Here is a 21250-nt window from a genome sequence, read left to right as displayed (position 1 = left end):
CCCCATGACACCCGCCCCGCCGCCGGCCATCCCGAAGGCGGTCGGCGCGCTGACGATGCTGTTGGTGAAAGCGCCGCCGTTGGCGAACATTTGCACGCCCGATGACCAGGCACCACCGAGCGCCTGCGGGAAGTAGCTGCTGGAATAACCCGCCGAGGACGCGCCGAGATTCGACGACGTTGCACCTGCTGAGCCAGCCGCCAGCCCATTACCGCCACCACCGCCAGTGAAGTAGCTGGTGGCAGCACCGACGAGGCTGCTCAGCAACGCAGAACTGGCCTGGCGGGTCGCGATCCGTGCCATGTCCGCCAGAATCGACTTGGTGAAGTCGGCGAACGACAACTTCCCGGTCATGGCGAAGTTCACGACCGCGTCTTCCATCGAGCTGAAGGCGTTGCCGAACAGGGTCTTTGTCTGGCCGGCGATATTGCTCGCCGAGTCCAGGTGGTTGAGCGCATCGAAGCCATCCGAGCAAAAATCACCCGATTCAGCTCAGTCGCCGCTGCATATGCAAGCCGTAGCGCTGCCGATGTTGCCAACGTGCTTCTGAGCGTCAAAGAGTCGGTAATCCTGCCAGACGAATACGCCGAATTCGAAGCGGAAGCCACCATTGCCCGCGACAACGCTATTGATCAGCTTGAAGCACTGCAAAGGGCTGCTGTTGACCGCGAACAGGCGGCAGCCAAGCTGCTGGCCCAACAAAAAGAGCTGGATGAACTGCGTGAGAAGCAACGCATCGCCGATGCTGAAGCAGAAGAGTTGCGCAAGCAGCGTGCCGAGGAAGATCGCCTGCGTTTGAAGAAGCAGCAGGATGAGCTCGACCAGCAGCGTCGCGATATGGAAGCGCAACAACGCCGGCAACGTGAGCAGCAAGAAGAACAGCAGCGCCAGCAGCGCGAACGCGATGCGCAGTATCAGCGTGACCAAGAAGAGTTGGCTCGCTTGCGCTTACTGGCTGCAGCACCCTCTTCGGCTGCAAACGTCATCACGGCACCCGTCGTTACCGACACTGCGCCAGCAGATGCAGAGGGAGTTGATCCGGTTCCAGTGGCTGACGAAGTCGCTGACTCGAACATGCCGACCGCCGACGAAGTGGTCGAGGTCGTGGCCATGGCCTTCTGCGTCACCAATGACGAAGCATCGGCCTGGCTGCGCGCCCTGTCGTTCTAACAAACCCTAAAATCACCCCGGAGGCCGGCCAAAGTCGTCGGCTATGGAGTTAGGAATGAACGCTCAAACCCAGATCGCTACCGTACCAATGGACACAAGCCCGACGGGCCTGATCCTCAATCGCGACAGCATGCAGTCTATGACTGAACTCGCGGGCATCATGGCAGGCGGCAAAACTACCCTGCCGAAGCATTTCCACGGAAATACTGCCGACTGCATGGCAGTGATCATGCAGTCCATGCAATGGGGCATGAACCCCTTCCAGGTGGCGCAGAAGACTTTCATCGTCAACGGTGGCCAACTGAGCTATGAAGCGCAGCTGGTCAATGCGGTTATCACCACGCGAGCGCCGACCCTTGATCGAATCCATTACGAGTGGTTTGGCGACTGGGACAAGATCATTGGCAACTTCCGTGAAATCGAAAGCAAAAAGCAAACGGATGATCACGGGCAGCCGAAGAAATACCGAGTCCCAAACTGGAATATCAACGACGAGAAGGGCCTCGGCGTCCGCGTTTGGGCGACGTTCGTTGGCGAAGACGCTCCCCGCGAATTGACCACCTTGATGACTCAGGCTCGAACCCGAAACTCCACGCTCTGGGCGGACGATCCGAAGCAGCAGATCGCATACCTGGCACTGAAAAAATGGGCACGCCTGTATTGCCCCGACGTGATTCTGGGCGTGTACACCCGTGACGAGCTGGACGACGGCTACGCGCTTCCGGAAACGGATGTTACACCACGATCTGCCAACGAAAAGCCAGCTGATGTGGGAGCTGCGTCGGTTCCTCAGGGCGACACAACTGACGCAACAACTGACCTTTTCGAGCAGCTGAAAAAGATCGCTCAAGAACAAGGAATTGATGGCTACGAAAAGGCCTGGAAGGCGTTGAAGCCGCAGCAGCGCGGCGCTATTGGCGTGACACGTCACGGTGAGCTGAAGTCGATTGCACAGACAATTGAGGCAGAGTTCACAACCCTCAACGAAAGCTCAAACGGCAATGCGAACGACGATGTGCAAGGCGGCGAGCAATGAACGCCTCAATAGACCTTCAGCGCACCGAGCAGTGGCATCAAGACCGCAGCGGGCGCCTAACGGCAAGCAGGTTCAAGGATGTGATTGCTTGGGGGGATCGCGACAAGCACGGGAAGCGCAAGCCGCTCGCGGCCCGCACCACTTACATGCGCGAGCTTGCCTTCGAGCGCTTGGCCAACCGATCGAGGCATTCGGTCAGCAGCAAGTCGATGGCGTGGGGTACCGAGGTTGAGCAGTCGAGTCACGACTATTACGAAATTCTGACCGGCAACACCGTCATCAAGTCGGGCTTTGTGGTTCACCCAAAATACGACTGGCTGGGCTGCTCGCCGGACGGTTTGATTGGCGAAGACGGCGGCATTGAGTCGAAGTGCCCTTTCAATGAGGCCGTCCACGTCCGTACCTGGCTCGAAGGAATGCCCGACGAACACAAGCCGCAGGTTCAAGGCTGCATGTTCGTCACGGGCCGGGAATGGTGGGATTTCCTGTCGTTCGATCCGCGCCAAGATGAAGACTGCCGCCTGTACATCGAGACCATCAAGCGCGATGACGAGTACATCGCGATGCTGCATCAAGAGCTGGTCCAGTTCAATTTGGAGCTTGGCCGGATGGTTGACGAAGTAGCGGATAAAGCGCGGGCACAAGCCCATCGATTAGGAGCCTGAGCATGATCAGCCTCAACCTAAACGCAGTTCGTGAAAAGCAGACTGAGTCGGATCGAATCGCGGCTGCGATGGCTGACTTCTGGACGCGGCCCGGCGCCAGCTTCAAAGAGTTGCCGCCGGTGCGCATGAAGCCAAGACCTGCGCGGCGCGACTGGGTAGACCCTGAAACGGTCCTCAAGCGGCGGCCGAAGTCGATATCGGCCGCTGACCGCAAGGCGCTGCGCAAAATGGCGGTCTCGCTATGAAATCGAAACGCAAACCCAACAACGGTTTCGCCCGGGCTGAGCGCAGCTGCCGGGCGCTGCTGCGCACCAACCACGTCGCGGTGGTGAACATCGACCCCAGCGGCAGCCAGATCATGGCGAACTGGAAGACCTGCAAGCAGATCCGCAGTCTGGCGATCGCCAACGCAATCTTCAACTTCTCCTACCGCTGGACGATCTACATCGCCGCCATGTGTCGAGACGAGCGCGGTGCCGAGTACATCAAGTCGGTGGAGATCTCACCCGAGGGCATCTACAAGGTCGAGCGCCTGACCGATGCCATCGAGCATTACTACCTGGAGCTGCGCAACAGCGCGAACCCGAACCATCTGGTTGCGTCAGGCTGGATCGCAATTCCGGACGAGGTTTCGATGGATGAAGCCCAAGCCGCGAAACTGTTCTACGCCGCCGGCGCTTGGCATCAGGTGAAGGTCGCAGCTTGAGACGTTTTCGCACCCAACAACGCAAACGACAGACATGGCTGGACTTGCCGGCCAGCGGAATTGAAGAGGTAGGCCATGGCCAAGAGCAATGCAGATCGCTCAGCGAAAGCCGCGGCGAAGAGGAAGGAGCGCGGCGAAGAGGAAATCAGGCTTCACTGCCTGCCCGGCACGCGACAAGCACTTGCTGAGTTGATGGCCTGGAGCGGCATCGAGGAACAGGGCGAGGCGATCACGCTGATGATTCACCACCTGCACGGCCTTGGCCCGGGCGGCGCCCTACCGCTACTCACTCCACCGCGACACGAATACGTGATACCTGAAAACGTGTCGCGGAAGCTGAAGCTGACATATCAGCGAGAAGCGCTACGGCTTCAGCAAGATTGATTGAAGATTACGTTCTTTGATGAACTGATCAGCATGTGCATTCATCACCGCTCTCGCTTGTAGTTCGTCGGAGCAATCCAACGAGTATTCGGCCTCCACGTTTACCTTCGGCGGAACGACCGTTTTACCGTAGAGTCCGATCCAGGCGACAACCGGAGCGCCGGTGCGCTGCGAGCCAAAAATGATTGTGACTTTTGGATCGTTTTCGGGATAGACATAAGAGTCCCAGTAATTCATAGCAGCTCCTTAGGGCTTCCAGTTTGGCGTTCCAGAGGCCTTCAAAGCTTCTTCGCATTGTGACCAGTATTCCAATAATGCCGCTCGAGCCTCAGCTTCGGTAGCGTAACTGTTGGATGGCTCGTTTATCCCCCGGACCTCATCATCGACTTGGATGGAAAAACGGCCATCCTGGTAATCGCGCAGTACTCTTCCTCTCGTCCGCCTGCCGGTGTTGCTGAACCCTTCAGCAGCGAACTCAGCAACTACTTCAGCAATTTTCACCATCGCACTTCCCCTTGATCCGGCTCCATGCCGGTCACCCGTAATACCCCAACCCAAACCAAATTGCCACCGCCGGTCACGGAGGGCGGCGCCTGACTGGAATAACTCATGACCATCACCGCACCTGTCATCCGCTACCACGGTGCCAAGTTCCGGCTTGCTCCATGGGTACTGCAGCACTTTCCGCCGCACACCTGCTACGTCGAATCTTTCGGCGGCGCCGCCGGCGTGCTGATGCAGAAGCCTCGATCGTATGCCGAGGTGTACAACGACCTAGACGGCGACATCGTCAACCTGTTTCGCGTCCTGCAGGATCCTCTCACGCGATCGGGACTTACCGAGCGTTTGGTGTTCACGCCCTACTCTCGCGAGGAATTCGAACTGTCGTGGGAGCCGAGCGCCGAGCCAGTCGAGCGAGCCAGGCGCACCATCATCCGCGCGCAGATGGGCTTCGGATCGGCCGGCGCCACCAAGGGCGTTACCGGATTTCGCATTGACACAAAGCGCCAATACGGCACAGCCCAATCACTTTGGGCAACCTACCCTGAGCAGCTGGCAGAAGTTGGCCTGCGCCCGAGCGGCGTGCTGATTGAGAACCGGCCGGCGATCGAGGTGATCAGGGCGCACGATGGGCCGCAGACATTGCACTACGTAGACCCGCCCTACGTGCATGACACCAGGTACAAAGGCGCATCGAGTGGCCGTTACTACAAGCACGAAATGGACGATGCGGCGCACCGCGAACTGCTTGGCGTTTTGCTCGAGCTAGAAGGAATGGTCGTGCTTTCGGGATACCCGAGCGACCTGTATGAAGAAATGCTGCCGGGTTGGGCGTGCTACAGCACTTCGGCGCGGATCAGCGCCGGCCGCGGCACTGCAAGTCGAACAGAATGCGTCTGGCTGAGCCCGGCATGTGTCGATCGGGTCAGCCAGATAGGACTGGATCTCGGTGAGCGAGCCTAACCGAGGTTATTCGAAAAGAAAGGCGGGAAAGCGATTCCGAGTTATCAGCAGAGGGTCAAGCGCTGGCGTGCCGCGCCGGCCTGCGGCATTCGTGTACGTGCGAAGGCGTCCACCAGCCGGTGCAGTGATGAGGATCTGGTAGGACTCTTCGTCGTCTTGGGTTGTTGACTTCCGAGCTGAAATCATTCGATGCAGTTCTGTTGCCTCAAGACCGCAAACTTCCTGCTCTTCTACGCAGACAAGACAAACAAATACGCCGCGATAGTGTTCCTGCGCCTCTTCAATGGCGAGAACTTGGTCCGTCGTGAAGGTGAACTGATATTCACCGGTTGGCTTCGGCTCGCTTCCGTATTTGAGAAACACACAGGTGTCGGTGTTTATCAAAAACGCATTTGTGACCTTATCGCCTCGCAGCCGTAAAGGGTTGATCGCCGTGAAGCTCTCATGCTCTGCGATTTGCATCAATGCTGCGCCAAGCGTCATGTGCTGCGTACGAATTTTCATAGTTACCGCTCCGTGGATGAGCGTCGAATATACGGCCCCTTTCCACGAAATATCAATCTGCCACCCCTCCACCGCCCGGGCATGCCCCGGCATAGGACGCCCCATGCCCACTGCAATCGGTTTGTTCGCCGGTCTCGGCGGATGGTCCACCTGCGCGCGCTGCATCGCCAGATTTACCGGGGGGCGGTCTGCAATCGCCACCTAGCGGCTTGGAGCAGTTGATCACTGAACAAGGAAGCGAAGTCGGGTCTGAGCATGATCGCCTCCACTGTCAGGTGCTCCCTTCCCTCTCGCAATAGCTTCCTGAAGCCGTCTTGAAACTCGGGGGATTGAACCAGTTTGATCGATGCTTCAACCGGATGCTGCGCTCGGTTCATTGCCTCCCATTTAGATGGGTGGTATCCAAACTCGTGGCATTCCCTAATTGCATCAAAAATCGCCTCAGCAAATGCAGCTCTGACCTGCTCCACGAAAAACTCCTTGCTTATAAAGATGGCACATTGCCGTCCACAACCTCCTGAATACCCCAAATCATCAACTCACGCCACCTAAGGCGAGGATCCCCCTATGTCCGCACAACAGAAATTGCCTCAGTTCATCCATGGCCAGCCGAGCATGGGCCTGCCGTTCGAAAAGGAACTGGTGGTGGACCTGTTCGCCGGCGGCGGGGGCGCCAGCACCGGCATCGCCCGTGCATACCGGGAGCCGGACGTGGCGGTGAACCACAATCCAATCGCCCTGGCCGTGCATCGCGCCAACCATCCCACGACGGCGCATTACGTCGCCGACGTGTTCGAAGTTGATCCGCGAGAAGCCACGGGCGGCCAGCCGGTGGCGATCATCTGGGCATCGCCAGACTGCCGCCATCACAGCAAGGCAAAGGGCGGCGCGCCGCGCGATCGTGGTGTGCGAGGGTTGGCCTGGGTTGTGATCCGCTGGCTATTCGTGACGAAGTCGCGCCTGCTCTTCCTCGAAAACGTTGAAGAGTTCTGCGACTGGGGCCCGATCGACGATGACGGCCAGCCGATCAAGTCTGAGCGCGGTCGCACCTTCAAAGCGTTTATTGCCGCGATCAGCACCGGCCTGCCCGCTGATCATCCAGACATGCCGGAGATCATCGAGGCGATCGGAGAGTTTGTGCCGATGGAAGCGCTGGTCCGAGGACTGGGATACAACGCCGAATGGCGGGAGCGCATCGCGGCGAATGCCGGCACGCCGACCATCCGCAAGCGCCTTTACCTGGTGGCGCGAAGCGACGGGAAGCCGATCATCTGGCCGGCGCCGAAGCGGCACAAGCGGCCAGCGGCAAAACAACTGCCATGGCGCTCCGCAGCCGAATGCATCGACTGGAGCAATCTTGGGCGCACGATCTTCCGAGACAAACCCATGGCTGAGAACACCAGGCGCCGCGTGGCGAAGGGCTGCTGGCGTCATGTACTGACTAGCGCGAAGCCTTTCATCGTTCCAATGCGCGGCACCTCAGAGGCGCACACCAGCACGCACGGAACAGACGAAGCGCTGTCGACGATCAGTGCCGGCGGAACCCATCACGCGCTGGTGCAGCCGATCGCAGCGCCATTCCTTACCGAATGCGCCAATGGCTCAGCGCAGCGCAACTTCAGCGCGGTCGAACCGTTGCGCACGCAAGTTGCTCAGGTCAAGGGCGGGCACTTCGCGTTGGCCGCCGCGAACATGGTGACGCTGCGGAAAGGATCGGTCGGAGCTGAGGTAACAGAGCCGATCAACGTGGTGGCTACCAGCACCGGGCACCATGCGGTATCCGCAGCGTTCTTCGAGCAGGCGAATGGTGGCTTCTACAAAGGCGACGGCCGATCGGCCTACGATCCGATATCGACCATTTGCCAGTCCGGCGCCAATCAGCGCCTGGTAAGCGCCTACCTGGTGAAGTATTACGGCAACGAGAAGGACGGCATTTCGCTCAATGAGCCGATGCACACGCTGCCGACGAAAGACCGCGTCGCGGTTGTCGAGACGGTGCAGGTGCCCGACACGCTGACTCCTGAGGAGATGGAAGGTGCCCGACGCTGCGCAGCCTTCATGCACCAGTACCTGCCGGAGCACTTCAAAGACCCGGCCGAAATGGTGATGGTCGGCGGCTACGTGCTGATCGATATCACGCTGCGCATGCTGCAACCGCCTGAGCTGAAGGCCGCCCAAGGCTTCGACAAGGATTACATCATCGATCGCGGCCTCTTCGTCGACCCGGTCACCGGTGCTGAGGAATGGCGCGACATCAAGAAGGTCGACCAGGTGCGGCTGATCGGTAACAGCGTCTGTCCCGACGAAGCTGAGGCACTGGTCGCCGCCAACGCCGCAGACATCATCGAGCTTTATCAGCGCCTTGCAGCTTGATCACACCCAGCCCGTACGGATGATCGCATCGATCAGGCCGACAGCTGCAGCGATCAGGTTAATCACATCTGTAAGTTTCTTCATTTTGACGCCCCTTTATTAGGCAAAGGTTTCTCCCTTGCTATAGAGGCCCAATTGAATTTCCCGCCGACCACCCTCCACCGCCCGGGCATGCCCCGGCATAGGACGCCCCATGCCCACAGAAAACAAAACGGCCGAGGCGCTGAAGGTTGAGCGCTCGACAGTCACGAAGCTGGTGATCACCGGTGCGCCGAGCCTGGACCCGATCACGGTGTTCCTTGAAGACCTGTCGCCCAAACGCGGCAAGATCACCGTCAGCTGCTGGGGAAAGAGCTGGACCGCTTACTGGGGCGGCATGTGGGATGGTCACACCATTGCGCAGTTCTTCTGTGAGCTGAACACCAGCTACATCATCGGCTACTTCGATCAAGCCATCAGGGCGCGCCAGTTCAGCGGTGATGCTCTCGCTAACGAGGCGCAGCGCTTGGTGCTGAAACAGCGCCGCCGATTCGGCTACACACCGGAAGAAGCGCGCGAAATGTTCGACGCGGCAGAGGATCTGCGCGAATCGCCGTCGATTGATCATCTCCACGGCACCCACAGCGAGCTGATGACAAAGCTGTTCGGGGACGAGTGGTGGCACATGACGAGCGATGCAACTGAGCCCAATCCCGATTACGCGTACCTCGAGCGAATCATCCTCGCGGTGCAGCAGGCGCTGCGCCAAGAACAGCAGCAGGAGGCAGCATGATCAATCTCTTCTGGCGCCTGGTCGCCAAGTTGCTGGCCCGCCCGGCCATCGCCGACTGGATCATCGCCCGCGCCAAGCTCACCCCGTACCAGCACATCATGTCCGCCGACGGCACCGAGATGTACATGGGCCGCTGGTGGCTGTTCAACCCATACGACCCGGTGACCGGTGTGCGCCGCATCAGCCTGATTCCATGGTCGATACGCATCCACCACATCAAGCGCGAGGACAACGACCGCGATCTTCACGACCACCCATGGAACGCCCGCACGATCATTTTGCGCGGCGGTTATACAGAGCAGCGCCTGCTCGACCATGAAGACCCGGTGTTGTCAGGGCTGAACGTGCCGGCCAATGCCCAAGCCACCGAGTACATCGACCGGCGCCCAGGCGAAACAGCGCAGCTCAGCTACGGCGAATACCACCGGATCGACAGCGTTGCCGAAGGCGGCGCATTCACCCTGTTCATCACCAGCCCCTACAAAGGGACTTGGGGATTCCTCGTAAACGGCGTGAAGGTGCCTTGGCGCACCTACACCGGTACCGACAATTGATCCTAAGACAGGCCGGCCATCTGCATAACCTTCGCGACAATTTCAACGATGTTCTTCGCGCTTGTAGTCAAATGTCCGGCGCTTGCCAGCCATTCTTTCAATCGAGATTTCTCGGCGATTGCTACTTTCTCCTCGCCCGTCGCAGCTTTTGCATGAGTAAGCGCCTGAACAACCTCGTCCAGCAAATCGGCTGGAGTGTTAACTGGAAGACCTACTGCTTGCATTAATGCAGGGTTGTACAGCACGACTGCCTTATCGTTTCGTCGGAAGTGCGTATCCGTAGCGGCCATCTCAATATCGCCGATAACTACGAGGCCAACACCGTTATCCTCGAAACTGCATCCGTTGAAAGTCGCTTTCATTATTTCGGCTCCTAGTCGCTGCGATTGTCAGCCAAACGTTGATATACAAAAGCCATCATCAGCGCAACAAATCATTCGTAACTCCCTCCCCCTTCAAAGTCAGCCGCTATAGCGGCAAGGACGAGCACGACCATGGAAAAGAAAAAACTCGGCCCGGACCATTACCGCTATGTCGATGAGCTGGACCCGAAAGGCCTCGAAGTCACCTGCAAAAAGTACGTGGTTATCGGTGAGACAGAGCAGTGCTGGTACATAGTGGACGAATTCCACAACAACCTCTTCGGGGGCACGCATCGTGACTCCCTGCTGAAGAAGTACCGCAAGCGCGTCCTGAAGAATGGCGGTGAGCATGGCCGGCGATTCGCCTACACCGACAAGGCCCTGGCATTGCGATCTTTCAAAGCTCGCAAGTCTTGGCAGGTTCGCCATGCCGAACTGACGCTTGAGCGGGCCAAGGCAGCCATAGCGTATTTCGGCGGTGCCAAGACCGAAAGCCCCGTACCGACTGATCGCCTGGTGATTCCCTGCGAATACATTCAGGCCATGAATTGGAGCGAGTGCTGATGATCTTCTCTTGCATTGCCGTAAGCACCCTCTTCTTCTGGCTTCCATTGGTACTGACCATACAGGCGGTGATCGGATGACTGCTGTAACTGACCACGATGTGGATTTTGCCCGGGCTGTTGTGGCTCTGGCGCGCAAGCACGGAATGACGGGGCTCACGATGGAGTTTCGGCAGAACTTTAACCTCACGCAAACAACTGGCTGCTACTGCGGCAAGCGCATTACCTGGTCCGAAGGTCGCCACGGCGACGGTGCCGATATCAAATTCCGCACTGAAGCCGAGGCGTCGTTCCCAGAAACTGCGAAGGTGGCGCCATGATCGCCCTCGCCTGGTTCGCCTACGTGTACTGCTACAAGGGGCCGCGGTGATGAGTGATCAAAAGCTTCTGGAACTGGCAGCAAAGGCAGCGGGAATTGCTCCTGTTCTTTGCTTTGAGTCCGCTCGCAACTGCCTTCGGATCGGCGATCGAGAAAGCTATCGTCTTTGGCGGCCGCTGGATGATGACGGTGATGCGCTTCGGCTGGCTATCAAAGTCGGGGTTTGCATCGTATTCATGGAAGACCACGACTCGGTCGGAGCTGAACACTCTGCGCTTGGCGTGATGATTATCGAAGCGATGGATGAATATGGAACTCGCCGCGCCATTGTGCGTGCCGCAGCAGAAATTGGCAGCCGAACATGAACCGAATGGTCAGCGTCCGCACCGATGAACTGACCGGCCCGGCGCTGGACTGGGCAATCAACGCGATTGAGGGTGATCAGCAGCCCGCCGCCGGCCAGCTAGATCTCTTCGCCCTGCCCGACGCCGAGCAACTGATCACGAAGTACGGCGTCTGGTGCGAAGCCGGCCACAGCGACCCGTGGCTGGCTGACCTGACAAATGATCCGTGCAACCGGCAGCCCGGCGAAACCCGAACCATCGCAGTGTTCCGCGCCGTGGTATTCGCCAAGCGCGGCGCTGCGGTGAATGTCCCCGCCGAACTGATCCAGCAATAACCCCAACCACTCAACAGCCTGCCAGTGTACGGCGGGCGAGGATTCGATATGTCCGATTTCCAAACCGAAACCACGCCCACCGCGCGCAAGCAGCACAAGTGCGGCGAGTGCTACGGCCTGATTGAGCCCGGCCAGAAATACCAGCTTGTGTCTGGCTGCTGGGATGGGCGCATGGATTCCTGCAAAACCTGCATGCCTTGCCTCGAAGCGCGAGGCTGGGCGATCGCCCAACCCGAATGGATGGGCGATGGCGAGCACCTCTACTACTTCGGCAGGCTCGACGAGGACTTGGCCGACTTGGCTCAAGAGATCAGGTCGCAAGATGGTCGGCGCTTCCGAACCTATCGACTGCAACTCCTCATGGCTCGACGCCGGAACGCAGCTCAGGCAAGTCGCCAAGCCGCATAACCCATCACCACCTTCTGCCGCCACGGGCGGCATGGAGCATCACAATGGCAAAAATTCTGGCCCAGATCACGGTCAAGTTGCCGCGCCTTATGGAGGCAGGCGAATACAGAAAGCTCCGCTACGTCGGCGGCAAGCCGAGTTTGCAGCAGTTGAAAAAATGGATTGAGGAAGGCGAAGTGGTAGGAGAAGTAAAAGGCGGGATGTATTTCGTGGATGTGCAGGCGGCCGTGATGGGGTCAGATGATCCCCTGCTGGCCAAGATGCTGGAGATAGGCTGATGGCTGCCCGGCCGCGCACGCTCAAAAACAGGAAGCTACCGCCAAATCTTTACCCGAATGGTAAATATTTTCGGTATCGGAACCCCATTACCGGCTTGATGACCAGCATCAACCGCCCACTTGAGGAAGCAATCAAGCTCGCGCACGCAGCAAACCTCAAGGTCGCGGCGCTGGTCGTCGATGACGGGGCGCTGCTCACCCTGCTGACCGGCGACCGGTTGCCAACGGTGAGCAACCTGCTGCAGCGGTTCAATGACGAATGGCTGGTGGACAAGGGTTATGCGGCGCGGACACTGGAAGAGATCAAATTCAAGCTCGAGCGGTACCGGCAAGATCTCGGCGATCGCCTGATCGGGCAGATGGACGTGCTGGTCATGGCTGAATACCTGGACCAGTTCAGCAACAATGCCTACACAAAGCATCGCGGGCTGTGGGTGCAGATCTTCGCTTTCGCCGTGGCCAAGGGGTTGGCCGAGCGCAATTGCGCCGAGCTGACGCTGGTCAAGAAGGAAGCCGAGAAGAAGCGCCAGCGGCACACGCTGGAAGGACTACAGACGATCATCGGCGCGGCGACCACGCCGCCCTGGCTGAAGCGGGCAATCCGCCTGGCACTGGCCAGCCTCCAGCGCCGCGAAGATATCGTGACCTGGCTGAAGTCGGCGGTCGACATGGACAAGAACACGCTGACCGTGTCTCCGGGCAAGACGCAGGGCTACGACAATCCGGTTCACCTGAAGATCACCATGGGCGCCGCGCTGCGCGAAGTCGTCGGCGAGTGCCTGCGATCGCCGTTGGTGTCGCCTTATCTGATCCACTACAAACCGAAGGCGCGGCGCCGTGAACAGATCGACGCGAAGGACCACTGGACCTCGGTAACGCCGGATTATCTGACCAAGGAGTTCAGCAAGGCCCGCGACGCCGCGCACGCTTATGACCATGTGCCCGCCGGTGAGCGCCCCACTTTTCACGAGATCCGCGCTTTAGGTGCATGGCTGTACGAGCAGCAAAACTTCCAACAGGAATACATCCAGGCGCTGCTGGGCCACGCGGACGAGAAGATGACGAAGCACTATCAGGAGGGACACGGCGACAAGACGATCGACTATGTTGAGGTGAGCGCCGAACTGGCGTTCTGAGGTGGGGGTTTTGCAAATCGCAGACAACAAAAAAGGGCCCACCTTTCGGTGAGCCCTTCCAGACCGCCCAGCAGAGCGGATTTTGTTTGGTAGGCGCGATTGGACTCGAACCAACGACCCCCACCATGTCAAGGTGGTGCTCTAACCAACTGAGCTACGTGCCTGCTGTGAGGCGGCATTCTACGGAATTCCGGAGGGGTGTCAACACCTTTTTTTCACCTAACCCTATGAATATGCAAAATATTTAATTTAGCCTCAGCGACGAAGAGTTTCCGGTGGCTGGCGGAGGTTTTTCAACTCGGGTAGGATCGACGCACTCGTAAAATATATTAAACAGAGGCGGCAGGATGGCGAACACCCAATACCCAGAGTCTTATTACGCTGCGTCGGCCAATGCCGTACCACCACGCCCTGTGCTGCAGGATGATGTGGAGACGGACGTCTGTGTGATCGGCGCCGGGTATACCGGGCTGTCATCCGCCCTGTTCCTGTTGGAGAACGGTTTTCGCGTAACCGTGCTGGAAGCGGCGAAAGTCGGTTTTGGCGCCTCGGGCCGCAACGGTGGGCAGATCGTCAATAGCTATAGCCGCGACATCGACGTCATTGAACGCACGGTCGGCCCCAAGCAGGCGCAACTGCTCGGCGAAATGGCCTTTGAAGGTGGCCAGATCATTCGCGAGCGCGTGGCCAGATACAATATTCAGTGCGACCTGAAGGACGGCGGTGTATTCGCCGCCCTTTCCGCCAAACAAATGGGGCACCTGGAATCGCAAAAGCGCCTGTGGGAGCGCTTCGGCCACACCCAGCTGGAATTGATGGATCAACGCCGCATTCGTGAAGTGGTGGGTTGCGATCAGTACGTCGGTGGCATGCTCGATATGAGCGGCGGCCACGTCCATCCGCTGAATCTGGCGCTCGGAGAAGCGGCGGCAGTCGAGTCTCTCGGCGGCACCATCTATGAGCAATCACCTGCCGTGCGCATCGAGCGCGGCGCCAATCCGGTTGTGCATACGCCGCAGGGCAAGGTCAGGGCCAGGTTCATCATCGTCGCCGGCAACGCCTACCTCGGTAATCTGGTACCGGAACTGGCGGCCAAATCGATGCCGTGCGGCACTCAAGTGATCACTACCGAGCCACTGGGCGATGAGCTGGCGAAGGCGCTATTGCCGCAGGATTACTGCGTAGAGGACTGCAACTATCTGCTCGACTACTATCGCCTGACCGCCGACAAGCGCTTGATCTTCGGTGGCGGCGTGGTTTACGGCGCTCGCGATCCGGCGAACATCGAAGCGATCATCCGCCCGAAGATGCTCAAGGCTTTCCCGCAACTCAAGGATGTGAAGATCGATTACGCCTGGACCGGCAACTTCCTGTTGACCCTTTCGCGCTTGCCGCAGGTCGGGCGCCTGGGCGACAACATCTATTACTCGCAGGGCTGCAGCGGTCACGGTGTCACCTACACGCACCTGGCGGGCAAGGTCCTCGCCGAAGCGTTGCGCGGTCAGGCCGAGCGCTTCGATGCCTTTGCCGACCTGCCGCACTATCCCTTCCCCGGCGGGCAATTGCTGCGCACACCGTTTGCCGCGCTGGGTGCTTGGTATTACGGGCTGCGCGATAAGTACGGCCTATAAACACCATTGTGGCGAAGGGATTTATCCCCGTTGGGGGTGCGCAGCGCCCCCTCTTGAGCAGGAGGGAACTGCTGCGCAGTCCAACGGGGATAAATCCCCTCGCCACAGTAGATTCAGCAAGGCTTAGGATCAGAGCTGATCCCGAGCGATCCCGCTACGAATCCGCAGGATATCCGCCAGCACCGCCAGCGCAATTTCCGCCGGTGTCTTGCTGCCGAGGTTGAGGCCGATCGGCGCATGAACCCGCGCCAGCTCTGCCTCACTCAAGCCACCAATGCGGCGTAAGCGCTCGAAGCGTTTCTGCGACGTCTGCTGCGATCCCATCACACCGATGTAAAACGCTTCGGTGCGCACCGCTTCCATCATCGCCAGATCGTCGATGCGCGGATCATGGGTCAACGCCACTACCGCCGTATCGCGATGACAACCACCGTCGGCAATGAACACCGAAGGCAACTGTCGACGGATTTCCACGCTATTGAGCACCACGCCTTCAAGCACTTCATCACGCGGATCGCACAGAATCACTTCGAAGCCAAGCCCTACCGCGAACTCGGCACAGGCCTGCGCCACACTGGAGTACCCGGCGAGCAACAAGCGCTGTGCTGCACCGACACGAATGCGCACCCGATCGATCTCACGCTCGATCCGCGCGCCCTGCTCGCGATCAGCAAACAGAGTGCGCGCACCGCTGGCCAGATCAACTTCGCGAAGCAGACGACGCTGACCCAGCAGCGCCGATTCCAGTTCACGCAGGTGCGCCTGCACCGCGCAGTCGGCGTCAAGTTTCTCAACCAGCACATCAAGAATGCCGCCGCAAGGCAGACTGACCCGCGAGCGCGGATCATCGCCTTCGCCGTAACGCACGACGCTTACCGCTTCGAGAAACGCACCTTCGGCGACGCGCTCAAGGAAATCCTCCTCGACGCAACCGCCCGATAGCGAACCGATCCACTGCCCGCCTTCGTTCACCGCGAGCAGCGAACCCGGCGCGCGCGGTGCCGAGCCGTAAGTGGTCAGCACCGTGCACAGCCAGATTCGCTGCCCGGCCACCGACCATTCCAGCGCCCGACGCACCACTTGCAGATCGAGATGCTGCATATCAGTGGGCCTTGTGCTCGACGCTCGGCGCGTCGGCTTGCAGCTTCTGCACTTCGCTCACCGCCAGTTCAGCGCCCTGCCCGCCCCAACCCTGACGCAGGTAGTTGAGCAGATCGGTCAATTGCTCAGGACTGAGCTTTTCAGCAAACCCCGGCATCGGCTGCATGTGCTCGAACCCGGAGAACTTCTGTTCGCCGATACCATCCTCGATCACTCGCAACAAGTTGCGCGGATCTTCCAGGCGCAACGTCGTGTTGCCACGCATGGCCACGGCGATGTGCGGTTTGCCTTCACCGCCAGCCGCGTGACAACCGGCGCAGACGTTCAGGTATTCCTGACGCCCGCGCTGAGCACTCGGGCTGAGCTTGTCGAGCGGCACCTCGACGAGCTCTTTGGCTGGCGGCGGTTGCTCGCCGAGCAGGAATGTCGCCATTGCCGCCAGGTCAGCATCGCTCAGACCTTGAGTGCTGTTGTGAAACACCGGGAACATTTCGTTGAACATCGTTCCTTGCGCGCTCATGCCATGCTTCAGAAACGTGCTCAGATCCTGCTGATTCCAGCCGCGCGCGGCCAGGTCGGTGGCCAGCAGGCTCGGTGCCAGATAACCATTGAGGATGCCGCCGGTCATGCGCTTGTCCATTTGCATCGCGCCGGGCAGGCCGCGTGGCGTATGGCATTCGCCGCAGTGACCGAGAACGTCGACCATGTACTGGCCGCGCTTCCACGCCTCACTTTTGCCTTCGGCCGGCTCCAGCTTGACGTCTTTGCCGTAGAGCATGTTCCAGCCGGTCAGACCCAGACGCACATTGAACGGAAAGCTCAGGCTGGTCACCGGCGCGGCGCGTTCGATCGGCTCGATGGTTTTCAGATACGCGTGAATCGCATCGGAATCGGCGCGCGGCATCAGGTGATACGAGGTGTACGGCATCGCTGGATACAGATTCGCACCGTCGCGCCGCTTGCCTTCGGTCAGCGCAGCGAAGAACTCGTCATCGTTGTACAGACCGATGCCGTGCTCTTTGCTCGGGGTGATGTTGGTGCCGTAGATCGTGCCGAATGGCGAGACGATCGGCAGGCCGCCGGCATACGGCGCGCCACCCGGTGCGGTGTGGCAGGCCATGCAGTCGGCGGCGCGGGCGAGGTATTCGCCGCGCTTGATCTGATCGTCGGCGTGGGCCGCCATAAGCGGCGCAGCCAGTCCGACCGCGAGGGCCAGGCGGGTCAGTAAACGCTTCATGCTCAACCCTCCTTGACCAGACCAAGATCGGTCAGCACGTTGCGCGTGGCGTTGTAATAACGCACGTACCCGGTGCAGCGGCAGACGTGATGGCCGAGGCTGTCCTCGATCACCTGTTCCAGCTGACTTTTGACGATCGGCTGGCGCTGCAGCTTCTCGACCAACACGGTCGCGGCGTTGACGAAGCCTGGCGCGCAGTAGCTGCACTGGAAGGCGAACTCGTCGACAAAGCGCTGCTGGATCGGATTGAGCTCGGTGACCTGGCCCTGCTCGTCGCGAGTGGCGTGGCCTTCGATGGTGCGGACTTTCTTGCCCTCGAAGTAATGCGCACCGGTGATGCAGGTGCGCACTTCTTCGCTGGTGCCGTCGGGGTTATCGACGATCACCACACAGGCGTGGCAGATCCCCTGACCGCAACCCAGCCGCGAGCCGGTGAGGTTTTTGTATTCGTGCAGGTAGTCGATCATCGGCAGGTCATCAGGGATGTCCACCGGGCCGACGGATTGACCATTGAGGGTCAGTTGAAGCGGACGGTTAGCCATTGAGGGCCTCCTTGATGCGCGCAGCGGTGATAGGCAAGTCACGAACACGTTTCCCGATGGCGTGCGCCACGGCGTTACCGATGGCACCGACAATCGGGATCATCACCACTTCGGCGATGCCCTTGGACGGATCGCTCGGCGACAGCGGCGGCAGAATTTCCGCGGTCTGTTTCCACACGGCAACGTGACGGGCCATCGGCAGACGATAGCGGTTGAAGTTCCAGTCACCCTCCCCCGGCCCGCCTTCGTACAGCGGCATCTCTTCCATCAGCGCATGACCAATACCCATGGCGATACCGCCTTCGAGCTGGCCCTTGACCAACTCTTCAACCAGCACCCGACCACACTCGATCCACGAATGGTGGTTGAGCACCTCGACTTCCGCCGAGCCTTTATTGACCTTCAACTCGACCAGCGTCGCGACCGGGCTGTAATAGGTCACGGCAGCGTTGTTCAACTGCACTACCGGGTAGTTGACGTTCTGCCGATCGAGCAGGTGGAAGCCGGCGCTGTTCATCTGCGCTTTCTTCGCTTGCGGCGCGCCATCGCCATATTTCACCGCCAGACCGTCGAGCGGCAGACGCTCGCGCACGCCGTCGATGCTGTATTCAGCCTCGGCCCAGCTCCAGCGGTTGAAACCATGCACCGTGGCGCCAGTCACCAGACCGCGTTCGTGGGCGCGCTTGGTCAGCTCCTCGAAACTCAGCGGCTGCATACCGTTGGCGGTCAGCTTGCCATCGACCCAATGCGCATCTTCGCGGCGCACCACGTAAGGGTTGGCCTGACCGCCGTACGGCCCCTGACGCCATATCTCCAGCGCCGCCGGCCACAAACCATGGTTGAACAGCACCCGCGCCGCTTCACGGGTTGCATGGCTGAAGTAATAGGCGGAGTTGGTCGCCGAAGACGCCGACGCCAGCTTGCCGACCCAGCGCGGGTTGCGCAGCAGATTGTCCTGCTCGGCCTGACTCATGATGTAAGGGTTGCCGCTGGTGATCAGCTGCATTTCCTGCCATTCGGTTTCGCCGGTCTTCACCTCGTGCGCCGGGCTGCCGAGGAAATCGGCAACGACCAAGGCTTGCGAAGTGGACATGCCGGTACCGATTTCGATACCGATGTGGCGCAGAGTAATGCGCCCGTCTGCAGTGAATTCGATGCTGGCCATCGGCGCTTCGGAGCCGGTGCCGAAGTCTTTCTGGCAGATGGCGAAACCGACGCCGTACCAGTTATCCGGGTCTGCCGCTTCACGTTGCTGCTTGATCGTGTCGCGATTTTTCCAGACTTCGTGCACCGAGGCCTTGTCGAGAATTTCGTGCAGGCGCAGTGCACCGGCCGGGATTGCGCCCTGGGTGTTTTTCATGCCGGAGCTCAGGGCATTCCTGCGGCGCAAATCGATGGCGTCGACACCCAGGCGATTGGCGATCTCGTCGACCATCATTTCGGTCGCCGCCATGCTTTGCAGAGTGCCGTAACCGCGCATCGAACCCGCCTCGACCGCGCGCGAGTGATACGCGGTGACTTGCAAGTCGTTCTGCGGCATGTAGTAGATCGACTGCGCAGCCGTGGCGCCAACCGCCGCCACCGATGGGCTGTAGTTGACCCGACCGCCGCCGTCGACGCTCATTTCCGCGCGGAAAATCTTGAAGGTGTAGTCATTCTTGTCCACGGCCAACTGGTAGCGGATGTCGAACGGGTGACGCTTGATGCCGCTCTGGAACTGCTCGTAGCGGTCGTTGGCCAGACGCACCGGCACACCGGCGCCGTACAGCGCAGCCAGGGCTGCGTAGTAGACAAAAATGTTGTGGTCTTTGGAGCCATAGCCGACGGTATAGCCCGGGTGCATGTTCAGATTGGACAAGCCGAAACGCGACGGCCCGATCATCTTCGCGGTCTCGGTCGCGACTTCCAGCGGGCACTGCGTCGCCACGACGAAATGCAGGGTTTTGGTTTTCGGGTCGTACCAGCCGTTGCCGTTGTCCGGCTCGAGGGCGGCCGGTTCGATCGACGGCGTCTTGTAGCGCTCATCGAACACCAGCCAGTTGTCTGGCGGCGTGTCGATTTCCTGCTTCATGCGGTCGGCGTAGAACAGGCCGCGCTCGGTGAGGTTGCCATGCAGGTTCGGCGATGCATTCCAGACTGGACGGCGGTTCTTCAGCATCGGGAACAGGATCGAATCCTTGAGGCTGGCGAACTCGTCTTCGTCCGCCGAGGTCGCGCCGCCGACGCGCACGTAGCGGAAGCTGCCGTAGGGATCGCCTTCGTAGAACGGCACTTTGGCGCCGTAACGAATCGCTTTGTCATTGAATTTGAGTTGATTCTTGGCCTGACGGAAACGCTCGAAATCGTTCCAGATCAGAATCGCTACCGGGTGACCGATGAACATCGGCACTTTGCCTTCCGGCAGCAATGGATCAGGCGCGTGCTCTTCGGGGAAGACGATACCGTCCTTGTCCAGATCGGCAGCGGTAACGATGCGGTCTGGCTGCAGATCGGCGCCGAGCCACGACAGGTCGTAGCCTGCGTAGATGCGGTCGGCCTTGATGGTTTTCAGCAGCATGGCGTGACCCTGTTGCTCAGGCCAGCCGGGCATGTCCTTGGCGCGGATGTCGCGGGCAAACACCTTGCTGCCGCAGACCTTGGACAAGGCATCGTTGCGTTGCCGCGCCTTGCCGTTATTGCCGAGCCATTTCTCGGACGGCACGGTGACGCTGTTTTCCATCAAGGCAGCCAGCGCCTGACTGCTGAGCGGCGTAAGCGTAACGCTCACACCCGCCACCAGCCCGCCCTGAAGGAACGAGCGCCGGGATATTTCACGGTTGGACATGGATCATCCTCTGGGCGGTTATAGGTCCGCCCTTGTGGTTATCTACTGGGGATCTCGAGTCGTGCAGAAGCTCTTTCTGGCGAAGCAAAGAGCTGTGTTGACAGTGCAAAGCTGACCGAAAGGTTAACTTTAAAGGTTTCTGCGCCCACAGCAAACAACCAGTTACAAAAACCTGACTAAATAATCAAAAAAATCAATGCGACGTGGCACCGCATCCGATCCGCCGAGATGGCAGAGCGAGCCTATGTGGGAGCGAGCCTGCTCGCGAAAACGTTTTTCCAGGCAATACAGATTTTGAATGTGCCGGCGCTTTCGCGAGCAGGCTCGCTCCCACAGGGATTCGCGTGGACTTAAGGAGAGAGGAAGAGGAATAACCAAATTTCAGACACAAAAAACCCCGGTCTTTCGACCAGGGTCTTTGCTATCGATCCGATTCAGCCGATGGCTGGTTTCGGCGCTTCAAGGCGTTCAGTGGTCCTTGAAACAGATATGGCGCAGCGGACGGGACTCGAACCCGCGACCCCCGGCGTGACAGGCCGGTA

Annotated in this window: 26 protein-coding genes, 1 tRNA gene and 1 pseudogene; 18 read left to right on the top strand and 10 right to left on the bottom strand. The window is 59.6% G+C overall.

Annotated features, from left to right (window positions below; genetic code table 11):
- Positions 1-450: pseudogene (locus D8U61_RS11330) on the bottom strand (phage tail tape measure C-terminal domain-containing protein); the annotation flags it as partial.
- Here D8U61_RS11330 and D8U61_RS11325 point away from each other — a divergent pair.
- From D8U61_RS11325 to D8U61_RS11300, 6 genes are all read left to right on the top strand, one after another.
- Positions 445-1170, top strand: a complete 726-nt coding sequence (locus D8U61_RS11325) for a hypothetical protein (protein WP_241663619.1) — start codon at positions 445-447, stop codon at positions 1168-1170. The pseudogene D8U61_RS11330 and the gene D8U61_RS11325 overlap by 6 nt on opposite strands.
- 55 nt (positions 1171-1225) lie before the next feature.
- Positions 1226-2206 carry a RecT family recombinase gene (locus tag D8U61_RS11320; RefSeq protein WP_130926943.1) on the top strand — a complete coding sequence of 327 codons (981 nt, stop codon included), beginning with the start codon at positions 1226-1228 and terminating at the stop codon, positions 2204-2206.
- Complete coding sequence (locus D8U61_RS11315; RefSeq protein WP_130926942.1) at positions 2203-2871, top strand: lambda exonuclease family protein; 669 nt, start codon at positions 2203-2205, stop codon at positions 2869-2871. Before D8U61_RS11320 ends, D8U61_RS11315 begins: the two co-directional genes overlap by 4 nt.
- A 2-nt stretch (positions 2872-2873) precedes the next feature.
- Positions 2874-3116, top strand: coding sequence for a hypothetical protein (locus D8U61_RS11310; RefSeq protein ID WP_130926941.1), 243 nt, complete (start codon positions 2874-2876; stop codon positions 3114-3116).
- The gene (locus D8U61_RS11305) at positions 3113-3577 is read left to right on the top strand and encodes a hypothetical protein (protein WP_130926940.1); all 465 of its coding nucleotides are present in this window, start codon (positions 3113-3115) and stop codon (positions 3575-3577) included. The genes D8U61_RS11310 and D8U61_RS11305 overlap by 4 nt, the downstream gene beginning before the upstream one ends.
- 75 nt (positions 3578-3652) lie before the next feature.
- Positions 3653-3961: a hypothetical protein gene (locus tag D8U61_RS11300; protein ID WP_130926939.1), complete on the top strand. Its 309-nt coding sequence runs from the start codon at positions 3653-3655 to the stop codon at positions 3959-3961.
- Here D8U61_RS11300 and D8U61_RS11295 read toward each other — a convergent pair.
- Positions 3941-4198 (bottom strand): hypothetical protein, encoded by a 258-nt coding sequence (locus tag D8U61_RS11295; protein ID WP_130926938.1) that lies wholly within the window; start codon positions 4196-4198, stop codon positions 3941-3943. The two genes, D8U61_RS11300 and D8U61_RS11295, sit on opposite strands and share 21 nt — an antisense overlap.
- Positions 4199-4207: 9 nt before the next feature.
- Complete coding sequence (locus D8U61_RS11290) at positions 4208-4462, bottom strand: hypothetical protein (RefSeq protein WP_130926937.1); 255 nt, start codon at positions 4460-4462, stop codon at positions 4208-4210.
- Positions 4463-4570: 108 nt separating this feature from the next.
- Here D8U61_RS11290 and D8U61_RS11285 point away from each other — a divergent pair, with 108 nt between their 5' ends.
- Positions 4571-5425 carry a DNA adenine methylase gene (locus tag D8U61_RS11285; RefSeq protein WP_130926936.1) on the top strand — a complete coding sequence of 285 codons (855 nt, stop codon included), beginning with the start codon at positions 4571-4573 and terminating at the stop codon, positions 5423-5425.
- A gap of 6 nt (positions 5426-5431) precedes the next feature.
- Here the strand turns inward: D8U61_RS11285 and D8U61_RS11280 are convergent, their stop codons facing one another.
- Positions 5432-5929, bottom strand: a complete 498-nt coding sequence (locus tag D8U61_RS11280; protein ID WP_122660010.1) for a hypothetical protein — start codon at positions 5927-5929, stop codon at positions 5432-5434.
- A gap of 567 nt (positions 5930-6496) precedes the next feature.
- On the opposite strand from D8U61_RS11280, the gene D8U61_RS11275 reads away from it, so the two are divergent.
- The 3 genes from D8U61_RS11275 to D8U61_RS11265 all read left to right on the top strand — a co-directional run bounded on the left by D8U61_RS11275 (position 6497) and on the right by D8U61_RS11265 (position 9628).
- Complete coding sequence (locus D8U61_RS11275) at positions 6497-8302, top strand: DNA cytosine methyltransferase (RefSeq protein ID WP_130926935.1); 1806 nt, start codon at positions 6497-6499, stop codon at positions 8300-8302.
- Between the two features lie 193 nt (positions 8303-8495).
- Positions 8496-9074, top strand: a complete 579-nt coding sequence (locus tag D8U61_RS11270; RefSeq protein WP_130926934.1) for a hypothetical protein — start codon at positions 8496-8498, stop codon at positions 9072-9074.
- Positions 9071-9628, top strand: coding sequence for a hypothetical protein (locus D8U61_RS11265; protein ID WP_130926933.1), 558 nt, complete (start codon positions 9071-9073; stop codon positions 9626-9628). The genes D8U61_RS11270 and D8U61_RS11265 overlap by 4 nt, the downstream gene beginning before the upstream one ends.
- A 2-nt stretch (positions 9629-9630) precedes the next feature.
- On the opposite strand, the gene D8U61_RS11260 is transcribed toward D8U61_RS11265, so the two are convergent.
- Positions 9631-9990 carry a hypothetical protein gene (locus D8U61_RS11260; RefSeq protein ID WP_130926932.1) on the bottom strand — a complete coding sequence of 120 codons (360 nt, stop codon included), beginning with the start codon at positions 9988-9990 and terminating at the stop codon, positions 9631-9633.
- A 132-nt stretch (positions 9991-10122) separates the two neighbouring features.
- Here D8U61_RS11260 and D8U61_RS11255 point away from each other — a divergent pair, with 132 nt between their 5' ends.
- The 7 genes from D8U61_RS11255 to D8U61_RS11225 all read left to right on the top strand — a co-directional run bounded on the left by D8U61_RS11255 (position 10123) and on the right by D8U61_RS11225 (position 13373).
- Positions 10123-10554 carry a hypothetical protein gene (locus D8U61_RS11255; RefSeq protein WP_130926931.1) on the top strand — a complete coding sequence of 144 codons (432 nt, stop codon included), beginning with the start codon at positions 10123-10125 and terminating at the stop codon, positions 10552-10554.
- Between the two features lie 76 nt (positions 10555-10630).
- Positions 10631-10873: a hypothetical protein gene (locus D8U61_RS11250; protein WP_064361223.1), complete on the top strand. Its 243-nt coding sequence runs from the start codon at positions 10631-10633 to the stop codon at positions 10871-10873.
- 49 nt (positions 10874-10922) lie between these two features.
- Complete coding sequence (locus D8U61_RS11245) at positions 10923-11237, top strand: hypothetical protein (protein WP_130926930.1); 315 nt, start codon at positions 10923-10925, stop codon at positions 11235-11237.
- Positions 11234-11551, top strand: coding sequence for a hypothetical protein (locus D8U61_RS11240; protein ID WP_130926929.1), 318 nt, complete (start codon positions 11234-11236; stop codon positions 11549-11551). Before D8U61_RS11245 ends, D8U61_RS11240 begins: the two co-directional genes overlap by 4 nt.
- A 48-nt stretch (positions 11552-11599) precedes the next feature.
- Positions 11600-11959, top strand: a complete 360-nt coding sequence (locus D8U61_RS11235; protein ID WP_130926928.1) for a hypothetical protein — start codon at positions 11600-11602, stop codon at positions 11957-11959.
- A gap of 44 nt (positions 11960-12003) precedes the next feature.
- The gene (locus D8U61_RS11230) at positions 12004-12237 is read left to right on the top strand and encodes a hypothetical protein (RefSeq protein ID WP_016773953.1); all 234 of its coding nucleotides are present in this window, start codon (positions 12004-12006) and stop codon (positions 12235-12237) included.
- The gene (locus D8U61_RS11225) at positions 12237-13373 is read left to right on the top strand and encodes a tyrosine-type recombinase/integrase (RefSeq protein ID WP_130926927.1); all 1137 of its coding nucleotides are present in this window, start codon (positions 12237-12239) and stop codon (positions 13371-13373) included. The genes D8U61_RS11230 and D8U61_RS11225 overlap by 1 nt, the downstream gene beginning before the upstream one ends.
- 87 nt (positions 13374-13460) lie before the next feature.
- Here D8U61_RS11225 and D8U61_RS11220 read toward each other — a convergent pair.
- Positions 13461-13537, bottom strand: a tRNA-Val gene (locus D8U61_RS11220).
- A gap of 183 nt (positions 13538-13720) precedes the next feature.
- Between D8U61_RS11220 and D8U61_RS11215 the strand changes: the two genes are divergently transcribed.
- Positions 13721-15004, top strand: coding sequence for an FAD-binding oxidoreductase (locus D8U61_RS11215; protein ID WP_130926926.1), 1284 nt, complete (start codon positions 13721-13723; stop codon positions 15002-15004).
- Between the two features lie 129 nt (positions 15005-15133).
- On the opposite strand, the gene D8U61_RS11210 is transcribed toward D8U61_RS11215, so the two are convergent.
- Genes D8U61_RS11210 through D8U61_RS11195 form a run of 4 tightly spaced genes read right to left on the bottom strand, consistent with a single transcriptional unit; the run spans position 15134 to position 20708 of the window.
- The gene (locus D8U61_RS11210; protein ID WP_123443188.1) at positions 15134-16105 is read right to left on the bottom strand and encodes an XdhC family protein; all 972 of its coding nucleotides are present in this window, start codon (positions 16103-16105) and stop codon (positions 15134-15136) included.
- A 1-nt stretch (position 16106) separates the two neighbouring features.
- Entirely contained in the window at positions 16107-17342 is a 1236-nt protein-coding gene (locus D8U61_RS11205; RefSeq protein ID WP_130926925.1) for a cytochrome c, read from the bottom strand.
- Positions 17343-17344: 2 nt separating this feature from the next.
- Positions 17345-17884 carry a (2Fe-2S)-binding protein gene (locus D8U61_RS11200; protein WP_016773947.1) on the bottom strand — a complete coding sequence of 180 codons (540 nt, stop codon included), beginning with the start codon at positions 17882-17884 and terminating at the stop codon, positions 17345-17347.
- Positions 17877-20708: a xanthine dehydrogenase family protein molybdopterin-binding subunit gene (locus D8U61_RS11195; protein WP_130926924.1), complete on the bottom strand. Its 2832-nt coding sequence runs from the start codon at positions 20706-20708 to the stop codon at positions 17877-17879. Before D8U61_RS11195 ends, D8U61_RS11200 begins: the two co-directional genes overlap by 8 nt.
- Positions 20709-21250 lie beyond the last annotated feature (542 nt).

The sequence above is a fragment of the Pseudomonas sp. Sample_14 genome, assembly GCF_004307515.1.
Classification (GTDB): Bacteria; Pseudomonadota; Gammaproteobacteria; order Pseudomonadales; family Pseudomonadaceae; genus Aquipseudomonas; species Aquipseudomonas atacamensis.
The sequence above is the reverse complement of the archived record's forward strand: the minus strand, read 5'-3'. Positions and strand labels throughout refer to the sequence as shown.